This window comes from Mesorhizobium sp. M7A.F.Ca.US.007.01.2.1 (assembly GCF_003998165.1).
In the GTDB taxonomy this organism is placed as follows: Bacteria; Pseudomonadota; Alphaproteobacteria; order Rhizobiales; family Rhizobiaceae; genus Mesorhizobium; species Mesorhizobium ciceri.
In genome coordinates, this window is record NZ_RZQP01000140.1 from 1 (window position 1) to 10,711 (window position 10,711).

The 10,711-nt window shown below is 59.2% G+C and carries 7 protein-coding genes and 1 pseudogene; 7 read left to right on the forward strand and 1 reads right to left on the reverse strand.

Annotation, left to right across the window (positions count from 1 at the left end):
* Nucleotides 1–212, reverse strand: a pseudogene (locus tag EN949_RS22565) (IS5/IS1182 family transposase); the annotation flags it as partial.
* A 715-nt stretch (nt 213–927) separates the two neighbouring features.
* Between EN949_RS22565 and EN949_RS22570 the strand changes: the two are divergent.
* The 7 genes from EN949_RS22570 to EN949_RS22600 form a co-directional block, all read left to right on the forward strand.
* Nucleotides 928–2,607 carry an ABC transporter substrate-binding protein gene (locus EN949_RS22570; protein WP_063170379.1) on the forward strand — a complete coding sequence of 560 codons (1,680 nt, stop codon included), beginning with the start codon at nt 928–930 and terminating at the stop codon, nt 2,605–2,607.
* The gene (locus tag EN949_RS22575) at nt 2,604–3,593 is read left to right on the forward strand and encodes an ABC transporter permease (protein WP_063169344.1); all 990 of its coding nucleotides are present in this window, start codon (nt 2,604–2,606) and stop codon (nt 3,591–3,593) included. The genes EN949_RS22570 and EN949_RS22575 overlap by 4 nt, the downstream gene beginning before the upstream one ends.
* The gene (locus EN949_RS22580; protein WP_063169343.1) at nt 3,590–4,522 is read left to right on the forward strand and encodes an ABC transporter permease; all 933 of its coding nucleotides are present in this window, start codon (nt 3,590–3,592) and stop codon (nt 4,520–4,522) included. The genes EN949_RS22575 and EN949_RS22580 overlap by 4 nt, the downstream gene beginning before the upstream one ends.
* Entirely contained in the window at nt 4,519–5,529 is a 1,011-nt protein-coding gene (locus EN949_RS22585; protein WP_063169342.1) for an ABC transporter ATP-binding protein, read from the forward strand. The genes EN949_RS22580 and EN949_RS22585 overlap by 4 nt, the downstream gene beginning before the upstream one ends.
* Nucleotides 5,522–6,523 (forward strand): ABC transporter ATP-binding protein, encoded by a 1,002-nt coding sequence (locus tag EN949_RS22590; RefSeq protein WP_063169341.1) that lies wholly within the window; start codon nt 5,522–5,524, stop codon nt 6,521–6,523. Before EN949_RS22585 ends, EN949_RS22590 begins: the two co-directional genes overlap by 8 nt.
* A 233-nt stretch (nt 6,524–6,756) precedes the next feature.
* Nucleotides 6,757–8,490, forward strand: a complete 1,734-nt coding sequence (locus tag EN949_RS22595) for a CocE/NonD family hydrolase (protein ID WP_244514363.1) — start codon at nt 6,757–6,759, stop codon at nt 8,488–8,490.
* 498 nt (nt 8,491–8,988) lie between these two features.
* Nucleotides 8,989–10,711: CocE/NonD family hydrolase (locus EN949_RS22600; protein ID WP_095776170.1), on the forward strand; the 1,723-nt coding region annotated here is incomplete at its 3' end.

Here is a 10,711-nt window from a genome sequence, read left to right on the forward strand (position 1 = left end):
AGCACCTCATCCGACAGGTTGAAGGTGTGCTTGAGGATCGCCAGCCCCGCCATCAGCCGGGTCGGCAGCGGCGGCATGCCGGGGCCGTCCGAATAGACGGCGCCGAAACGCTCCTCCAGCACCGGCCGGTCGATCGCCTGCTTCATGTTGATGATCTGATCGAGCCTGGAGCGGAACAGGTCCTGCTCTCCCGTCTCGCGTGGCTTGGACATTCGCCGTCCCCTCGATTCGCCGCCGCCGAACCGAGTGAATCACGCTCCGCAGCACAAGGGAATCGCAAAACCGAATTGCAGGAAAACAGCGTCCAAATACCGCTAATCCTGCAATTCAAAAGACGCTATCCGCCTCAATCAAAAGGCCAGATCAATGGCTTGCGGATAGTTCACGGTCGACGAGCTGGCGGCCACGCATCAGGCTGGAGATCCATCAGCGTTTACATCGTTTTTCAACGGGCGGCTCAAGCTCCGTGTTGTTGCGCGGCGCGCAGCTTGTCGAACGCCTCTTAGACCGTCGTGTGCCGGAAGAGGATATCCTCTGGAATTTCGGCATCGACATTCCGACATCACACATCCGTGATAAAGGCGTTTGCGGCTCGACGGGACCCTCCAACCCGAGGTCGCGAACAGAACCTGAATGACTGCCTCGTTTGCTATATGCGAATTGTCCGTGGGCGCCGCCAGGAGCTGGAACCGGCCAATCGACTTTAATTCTGGCTAGCTGTGCCCAGAATCGAGAAAAACGCCGGATTCATGCAGGCACAGCGGCCAATTTGCAGGAACCACCCCCCTGGGCACTGCTACTTATCTGGAATGAGGGGACTGTGGAGCTTCCGTCAAAAGGAAGCCAGATGTTCCGGGTTGAGGCCGTAGATCATCGTGGTCGTGTGAACATGAAGTGATGATAAAGCCGGCAAACAGGGAGGATAAAATGAGCCAATACTCATATAATCGTCGTGCGCTTATGAAGGCAATGCTGGCGATTTCGGCGACCCCTTGGGGGATTAACTCGAGGGCGTTCGCCTCGTCGTGCGACGATCGCATCCTGCGAATCGGCGGACTGGGTGGAGGCCCTGATTCGATGAACCCCTTCGCCACTTGGGGCTCCTTTTGGCCCTTGGCTATTTGCTATGATTTCTTGGTCTGCATAGACGCCCAGCGATACGACGATCGAAAGGGCTTTGCCCAATCTTGGTCCGTCGCCGACGACAACCTCACTTGGACCTTCAAGATCTGGCCCGGCATGAAGTGGTCGGACGGCCAGCCTGCTACCGCTAGGGACGCGGCGTTCACTTATAGTTATTTGCACGATTCCATAGGCAAGCCCGACGAGCTAAACGTCGGGTGGAACAGCACCAGCGGTCTTGAGAACGTCGAGTCCATCAAAGCGTTCGACGACGAGACTTTGCAGATCGTGACCAAGTTCCCCGCGACCTGGCCAATAGACAATATCATAATGATCGTTCCCGAGCACATTTGGAAGGACATCAGCTATGCTGACGCACGCGTAACCTTCCGCAACGATCCGCCTTTGGTGGGTACGGGACCTATGATCGTTTCGGAGTTTCACCAGGGCCAGTTTACACGCCTGACGCCGAACCCCTATTTCCGTACGGGGAAGCCCCAAATCGCGGGGGTGATCCTGCGGTCCTTCGATGCCGCCGATCCGATTGCGCAAGGTCTTAAGAGCGGGGAACTCGATTATGGCAACTACCTGACGTCCGCCCAGTGGGCTGATCTCTCGAAGGATCCCGACATTGTAGTCGGTGAATCCCGCATAGCTCAGAAAACCTATCTCGCCTTCAACACCGCTTCGGGAGATGGCGCAGGTAGCACCAAGGCTCTGCAGGATCCGGCGTTTCGCGATGCGCTCGGCTACGCGATCGATCAGAAGGCCATCGTCGATCGAGCCATGCGCGGACACGCCGACCCTGGTGTCGGACTCGCAATGCCGGTGGCGGCCGATTACTATTCAGATCTGAACGACATCAGGCGCCACTTCGATCTCGCCGAAGCCAACCGCCGGCTTGACGCCGCAGGGTACCGGGACACGAACGGCGATGGCATTCGGGAGGACAAGGACGGGAAGAGTTTCCAGCTAGAGCTGGTGTCTGGACCTTCAGCAAATATAGAGATGCCGGTCGCGGCAGTGCAGTTTATCGCTGGCTGGTTGGAGCAAATCGGTATCCCTGTATCGGTGACTCGGCTCGACTCCGGTGCGCTGAGCGCCCGCGCCGCAGCTCCGGCGAAAGGCGGCGGAGGGTGGGATCTGCTCATTTCCGATACCTGGCAAGGCCCAACACCTAAAGACCTGCTCATCTTCGGCAGCAGCAATTCCATCGGCATCAAGAACAAGGCGTACTGGACGAATGCGGAGTTCGACAAACTGTTCGCGGAGGTGCAGGTCACCGTTGACCTCAAGAAAAACCAAAAGCTGGTCGACCAGGCAGCGCGACTAATTTATACTGAAGCGCCTTACATCGTACTATGTTACCCCACCCTGCTCGAAGCCCACCGGAGGGATTGCTTCGAGGGTTGGGGAAAGCAAGGCATCATGTCGATGGACAGCTACTTCCCATTCGATCGCTTGAAGCCGGTGCCCGCGCCGTGAACGGAGGGGGAGGGAGCCGTCACATCCTGCGCATCATCGTCAGGGCCTCTATAACCCTCCTGATGGTGGCAGTCCTGAACTTCATCCTATTCCGAGTTATTCCAGGTGACCCTGCATCTCTTTTGCTTGGCGGGGCGCGCGTCAGCGTCACCGCCGAGCAGATTGAGGCGCAGAACCAACGTTGGGGCCTTGACCGGCCGCTGTTCCCGGACCAGGCGGTCGACTACCTGTCGGCAACACTCCGCGGCGATTTCGGCTACAGCTTCAAGTTCAGGGGCAGGCATGTCGCAGACCTGATAGCGGAACGCCTGCCGGACACCATAGTCCTAGTCGGGGTTGCTCAGATAATGGCAATCGTTATTGGGGTGATGCTTGGGATCTACGCAGGCTGGCGCCGGGGAGGAGCCGGCGACCGTATCGCAACCGGAGCCTCTCTGGCGCTCTATTCTACGCCGGCTTTCTGGCTCGGCATGATCCTGGTGGTAATCTTCAGCACGGCATTGGGTTGGCTCCCGGGCTATGGTGCATACTCGCCCGGCCTGATCACGGGCTCTCTTGGTTCGTTCCTCGACTACCTGCAACATCTCACGCTTCCCGCCACTGCGGTGGCGCTTGGGCTAATCGGCCAGTACGTCGTCGTCGCTCGTGCCGCAATGAGTGACGTACTCACCGAGGATTACATGGTAACCGCACGGGCGAAAGGGCTGACCAACGGTCAAATGCTGATGCGTCATGCATTTCGCAATGCAATGCTACCGGTCGTGACCTTGATCACCCTCAATATTGGCTATGTGGTCGCCGGGGCCATCACTGTCGAAGCCGTTTTCGCCTGGCCGGGTATCGGCGGGCTGACGGTGGAAGCACTCAACGCACGGGACTACCCAGTCCTTCAAGGCATATTCCTGTTGCTTGGCGTTTCAATTGTTCTCGCAAACCTCGTAGCCGATCTTGCCTACAGCCTTCTAGATCCGAGGGTCCGACAATGAGCGACAATATTGTTCGATATTGCCCGCGAGGCCGGGCGCGCGCAATAAAAGGCTTTCTGCGTCAATTTCTCAGCTATGGCGGTGCTCAGGTGGGCCTCGTATGTCTGGTATTCTTTCTTGTTGTGGGAGCGGTCCCCAATATTCTGGCGGGACCGCTCCAGACTGCGATCAATGCAACTGGCGATTTCCTCGCACCCCCATCAGGCGAGCATCTGCTCGGCACGGACGAAATCGGGCGGGACGTGCTCAATCTGGTCCTCCATGGTGCCCGGATCTCGCTTACGATTGCGCTACTCGCGACTGTGATCAGCCTCGTCGTTGGGACTACAATCGGTACGACCGCTGGCTACTATGGTGGCAGGGTCGACGTCTGGCTGATGCGCTTGACAGACTTCTTTTTTGTCATGCCGTCCTTCGTGCTGGCGCTGGTCATTACACCCGTGGTTCTCGAGGTGATGGGGCGCGGTGGAGAAATCCTGGGCTTCCGTCCTTCTCTTTTCGTGATCATTGTCGTTATAGGCATGACAAGCTGGTCCTTTGTTGCACGTATCGTCCGGAGTCAGACACTGTCGCTTAAGGAGCGACCATTCATTGATCGTGCGCGCGTTGCGGGTAGCAGTAATTTCGGCATCATGGTGCGGCACATCCTCCCCAATCTCGTGCCGCAAATCGCAGCCAATGGTGCGCTGGTGGTCGCCAGCGCAATCTATGTCGAGACATCGCTCTCATTCCTTGGACTCGGGGACCCGTTGCAGCCTTCATGGGGCACTTTGCTTTCGCTCGCTCAGCGCGCCGGCGCGGCCAGTGCTGGAGCCTGGTGGTACCTCGGCGCCCCAGGACTGTGCGTACTCACGGTTTCGCTTAGCTTCGTCCTGATTGGCAGTGCCCTTGACGACACGTTCAATCCACGGCGGAGGGTGATCCCATGACCAGCTCCTCCCAGGACAAAACACCGCTTCTGGAAATAGACCGGCTCTCTGTCGATTATGGGCTCAAGGGCGTTTCATTGCGAGCAATCGACGGCGTAAGCTTCGCGCTCCGAGCCGGAGAGGCCGTGGGCCTCGTCGGAGAATCGGGCAGTGGCAAGACCACGACCGCGATGGCGATCGCTGGTCTACTATCACCCAACGCGCGGGTCAGCGGCGGCCAAGTGCGCTATCGTGGCAACCGACTGCCGATCGACGATGATGCGGCGATGCGGCCACATCGCTGGAGCGAAACGTCCGTTGTCTTCCAGGGCGCGATGAACGCACTTAATCCTGTTCACCGCATTATCAAGCAGATCGCCGAGCCATGCATGCTGAAGCTCGGCATGTCGCGGGGCGAGGCGACCAAGCGGGGAAGTGAGTTGCTTCAACTGGTCGGCATCCCGGCGGATCGTGGTTCCGCCTACCCTCACGAGTTGTCGGGCGGAATGCGACAAAGGGTGATGATTGCCATGGCGCTCGCGTGTCGACCTTCGATTATCATTGGTGACGAGCCCACCACAGCGCTCGACGTCATCACTCAGGCTCAGATCCTTAACCTGCTAGGCGACTTGCGATCGCAGTTGAGCCTCGCCCTGATTTTGATCACCCACGACCTTTCTGTGGTGGCTAAGTGTTGTGATCGCGTAATGATCATGTACGCGGGCCGCATCGTCGAGGATGGCACTGTCGCCGAGATTTTCGCCCAGCCCAAACATCCCTACACCCGACAGCTGATCGAATCGATCCCGAACCCAGCGAGCGGCAAAAAGATGATCCGGCCAATACCGGGTGATCCTCCCAACTTGGTGAATCGACCCTCGGGCTGCGCTTTCCATCCGCGTTGCCCGTCGGTCATGGGGGGGTGCGCGACCGAAGTCCCCAGCCTCAATAAGTTCGGGCGGGGACGTGTCGCCTGTCACCTTCACCGGTCCTTGACGCAAGAAGACAAGGTCGCTGTTCATGCCTGACACTGCCGGCATCCTGCGTCTCGAGAGCCTGCAAGTTCATTTTCCTATCCAGGGCGGTCTGTTCGACCGTGTCCTGGGCCGATCTGTCGGCGCCATGCGCGCGGTAGACGGGATCGACCTCAACGTCGGGCGGGGCGAGATCGTCGCCCTGGTCGGCGAATCGGGAAGCGGCAAGACCACTGTGGGCCGCGTCATCACCAAGCTTGCCAAGCCGACTGGCGGCAGAATGCTGTTCGAAGGCCGCGACATGAGGTCGGTAGAGGGCTTCTCGGCTCTACGTCCGTACCGGCGTCGCGTGCAAATGATCTTCCAGGACGCTTATCAGGCCCTCAATCCGCGACACACCGTGTTCGACATCGTGGCGGAGCCGTTGCAGTCCCTGCGGCTGGTCGGTAACGCCACTCAACTCGCCGACCGGGTGAGTGAAGCGCTTGCGGCCGCTGGGCTCAATCCTCCCGGCGATTTCTTCGCCCGCTTCCCGCACGAGCTATCCGGCGGGCAGCGCCAGCGCGTCGTGATTGCAGGAGCGCTTGCCGTCCGGCCGGAACTCATCGTTGCTGATGAACCTGTATCGATGCTCGATGTCTCGATACGCGCTCAGATTCTTCAGGTCCTGGTTGACTTGCGCGACAGGCACAACATGGCGCTGCTGTTCATCACCCACGATTTGCCCCTTGCCTGGCTGATCGCCGACCGGATTGCGGTCTTGTATCTTGGAAAATTGGTCGAGATTGGTAGCGCCGACGAGATCACATTCAACCCTCGCCATCCGTATACCGTCGCCTTGCGCAACGCCACACCGCAGATTGGCGGCAACGCAGGTCGCGCCGAGTTGCCGGCCCTGCAGGGCGAGGTTCCAAGTGCCGCGCGCGTGCCGAAGGGCTGCCGTTTCCATCCTCGTTGCCCGCTTGCCTTCGACCGTTGCAAAGCTGAGGAGCCGCCGGCGATCGAAGTTGGACCACAGCACCTGTCAGCCTGCTGGCTCGCTAAGTGAAAGGCATGCAATCAGCGCCACCCCAATGAGCGTATTCCATCTGGTATTGCACAGGCAGGTGGGCTGGAACACCACCATGCAGATAGAATGCTGAGACCCGTCGAAATTGGCCACTCCATCTTGAATCAGTCTCAATGTCTGGGAGGCACTCTGAAGTGTGTAATGAACTAGGCCCGATTAAACCGCCAACGCCGCGATACGAAGTGGTTTTGCAGACCGGCTTGCGCGTTCCAATGCGGGACGGCGTTGAGCTCGCCACGGACCTGTATCGGCCTATTGGTTACACTGGGGAACTCGGGTCAATCCTTATCCGAACTCCATACGGTAAGACGCCCTATCGCTGTCCGGTTGAGCCTCGCCACAAAGTGGCAAGAATGTTTGCTGGACAAGGGTTCGCTGTACTTGTGCAGGAGCGTCGTGGCGTCTTCGATTCCGGCGGCGTATACGCTAGGGAACATATAGGGGACGACGGTTATGACACGCTGTCCTGGATTTCGCAGCAGCCATGGTCGAATGGACGCGTGGGCACATATGGGTGCTCGGCGCTTGGTATCGCGCAGGTTTTGCTGGCGCAGTTGTGCCATCCAGCCCACCGATGCGCAATTGCGCAGGGATCGGGCGGCGCGAACGGCTCTGCCGGAGGGCGATATCGCAACGGGGATCTCCGTCTCGGCGGTGCGGTGGAGGTTGCCGCGTTTGTCCCCTGGTTCCACCAAACCGCAGCGAAGGACCGGTCCCGAGTGCAACCGAAAAGCGATGAGGAGTATCAGCGGGCTTTCGCGTCGCTGCCGCTCGTCAACATGCTTAAGAGCCTTGGGGGACCGCCGACTGACTGGGAGGACTGGGTCTCGCGTGACCCAGGCGATCCCTGGGGGGATCGGAATGGGATGCTTAGCGAGGACTCGACCATCGACGTCCCAGCCCTGTTCGTGAACTCGTGGTACGACGTGGGGGCTGCCGACGCGCTTCACCAGCAGCGCGTTTTTAGTGCTCGCGGATTGAGCCCGGCGGCACGCGATCACCAACATATCATTCTGTCGCCAGCCACGCATTGTGGCACCGAGAGTCTCAAAGCCCCGACGGTTATCGGCGAGCGCGAGCTGGGCGACGCGCGCCTGGATTGCTGGCAGATCTACCTGGACTGGTTCGACTGCTGGCTGAACGACAAGCCCGACCGGATCGAGGGAATGCCCCGCGTCCAGTACTACGTGATGGGTCGCAACGAGTGGCGTGCCGCGTCAGAATGGCCCCCTCTTGGTGTGGAACTGCAGCACTGGTTCCTCCGCAGCGGCGGGAATGCCGCGACCCGTCTAGGCGACGGGACTCTTGATGTAGAGCCTCCGAGTGCCGACGAGCCGGCTGACACGTTTACCTACGACCCTGGGGATCCGGCGCCGTTCTTGGGGATGGACGGCGGGAAGTCAAGTGGAACTACTATAGGACCCCGCGATTACCAGGACGTCCAGCTTCGTCCAGACGTCCTCTGCTTCACTTCACCGCCCCTCACAGAGGGCATGGAGGTTACCGGATTTGTCCGGGCGGTCCTCTTCGTCTCTTCTTCGGCCCCGGACACGGACTTCGTGGCCAGACTGTTGGACGTACATCCCGATGGCCGTGCGATTGACGTGGTGGACGGGATACTGCGCGTCCGCTATCGCGAGGGCTTTGATCGGGCTGTTTTCATGGAACCGAGCGTTATATGCAAAATCGAGATTGATCTCGACGCCACAAGTAATTGGTTTCCGGCCGGCCATCAAATTCGCCTGGAAATCACTAGTTCGGCCTTCCCGCGGTTCGACCGCAACCTGAATACGGGAGGTAACAACTGGGACGAAACTGAATGGGTAGTGGCTCGGAACACGATTCATCACTGCGAGCAGTTCCCCTCCCACGTACTGCTTCCTGTGATGACAGCGATGGGGTCCCATGCCGGCAAGGCGAATTTGAACAGCTTGCCGCCTGGCTAGCCTACCTCCACTATTTCAAACAAACGGTGATAACAAGCTGCGATCGGTCGGGGAGCCCGTCGCTTCTCACATCAAGCAGCTTGCCCCATCGGCCCGCGTCAATCAGCATGGAATGGGGGTCCATGGATCGGCACATAATGGCGGTGAGACTCACAATTGATGTTTTGCACAGCGGCGTAGGCGCGCTGTCACATTGATTTAAGCAATAGGGAAATTGGGGTGGCAACGCGCCATCATTGAGTGCCGGACCTGCTAGAGAAGCACGGTTGAGTTTCTTTTCAAACAACTTAGCAACGGCACAGAGTTCATCGTTGTACTGTGAATGCGACGAACACACCACCGTGCAGATAGAATGCTGAGACCCGTCGAAATTGGCCACTCCATCTTGAATCAGTCTCAATGTCTGGGAGGCACTCTGAAGTGTGTAATGAACTAGGCCCGATTAAACCGCCAACGCCGCGATACGAAGTGGTTTTGCAGACCGGCTTGCGCGTTCCAATGCGGGACGGCGTTGAGCTCGCCACGGACCTGTATCGGCCTATTGGTTACACTGGGGAACTCGGGTCAATCCTTATCCGAACTCAATACGGTAAGACGCCCTATCGCTGTCCGGTTGAGCCTCGCCACAAAGTGGCAAGAATGTTTGCTGGACAAGGCTTCGCCGTACTTGTGCAGGAGCTTCGTGGAGTCTTCGATTCCGGCGGCGTATTCACCCTCATGGAGAATGAAAGGGACGACGGTTATGACACGCTGTCCTGGATTTCGCAGCAGCCATGGTCGAATGGACGCGTGGGCACATATGGGTGCTCGGCGCTTGGTATCGCGCAGGTTTTGCTGGCGCAGTTGTGCCATCCAGCCCACCGATGCGCAATTGCGCAGGGATCGGGCGGCGCGAACGGCTCTGCCGGAGGGCGATATCGCAACGGGGATCTCCGTCTCGGCGGTGCGGTGGAGGTTGCCGCGTTTGTCCCCTGGTTCCACCAAACCGCAGCGAAGGACCGGTCCCGAGTGCAACCGAAAAGCGATGAGGAGTATCAGCGGGCTTTCGCGTCGCTGCCGCTCGTCAACATGCTTAAGAGCCTTGGGGGACCGCCGACTGACTGGGAGGACTGGGTCTCGCGTGACCCAGGCGATCCCTGGGGGGATCGGAATGGGATGCTTAGCGAGGACTCGACCATCGACGTCCCAGCCCTGTTCGTGAACTCGTGGTACGACGTGGGGGCTGCCGACGCGCTTCACCAGCAGCGCGTTTTTAGTGCTCGCGGATTGAGCCCGGCGGCACGCGATCACCAACATATCATTCTGTCGCCAGCCACGCATTGTGGCACCGAGAGTCTCAAAGCCCCGACGGTTATCGGCGAGCGCGAGCTGGGCGACGCGCGCCTGGATTGCTGGCAGATCTACCTGGACTGGTTCGACTGCTGGCTGAACGACAAGCCCGACCGGATCGAGGGAATGCCCCGCGTCCAGTACTACGTGATGGGTCGCAACGAGTGGCGTGCCGCGTCAGAATGGCCCCCTCTTGGTGTGGAACTGCAGCACTGGTTCCTCCGCAGCGGCGGGAATGCCGCGACCCGTCTAGGCGACGGGACTCTTGATGTAGAGCCTCCGAGTGCCGACGAGCCGGCTGACACGTTTACCTACGACCCTGGGGATCCGGCGCCGTTCTTGGGGATGGACGGCGGGAAGTCAAGTGGAACTACTATAGGACCCCGCGATTACCAGGACGTCCAGCTTCGTCCAGACGTCCTCTGCTTCACTTCACCGCCCCTCACAGAGGGCATGGAGGTTACCGGATTTGTCCGGGCGGTCCTCTTCGTCTCTTCTTCGGCCCCGGACACGGACTTCGTGGCCAGACTGTTGGACGTACATCCCGATGGCCGTGCGATTGACGTGGTGGACGGGATACTGCGCGTCCGCTATCGCGAGGGCTTTGATCGGGCTGTTTTCATGGAACCGAGCGTTATATGCAAAATCGAGATTGATCTCGACGCCACAAGTAATTGGTTTCCGGCCGGCCATCAAATTCGCCTGGAAATCACTAGTTCGGCCTTCCCGCGGTTCGACCGCAACCTGAATACGGGAGGTAACAACTGGGACGAAACTGAATGGGTAGTGGCTCGGAACACGATTCATCACTGCGAGCAGTTCCCCTCCCACGTACTGCTTCCTGTGATGACAGCGATGGGGTCCCATGCCGGCAAGGCGAATTTGAACAGCA

Bases quoted from the DNA above. Each gene is read 5' to 3' on its own strand.
- EN949_RS22570 (WP_063170379.1), top strand. From the start codon at position 928: ATGAGCCAATACTCATATAATCGTCGTGCGCTTATGAAGGCAATGCTG.
- EN949_RS22580 (WP_063169343.1), top strand. From the start codon at position 3,590: ATGAGCGACAATATTGTTCGATATTGCCCGCGAGGCCGGGCGCGCGCA.
- EN949_RS22585 (WP_063169342.1), top strand. From the start codon at position 4,519: ATGACCAGCTCCTCCCAGGACAAAACACCGCTTCTGGAAATAGACCGG.
- EN949_RS22590 (WP_063169341.1), top strand. From the start codon at position 5,522: ATGCCTGACACTGCCGGCATCCTGCGTCTCGAGAGCCTGCAAGTTCAT.
- EN949_RS22595 (WP_244514363.1), top strand. From the start codon at position 6,757: ATGCGGGACGGCGTTGAGCTCGCCACGGACCTGTATCGGCCTATTGGT.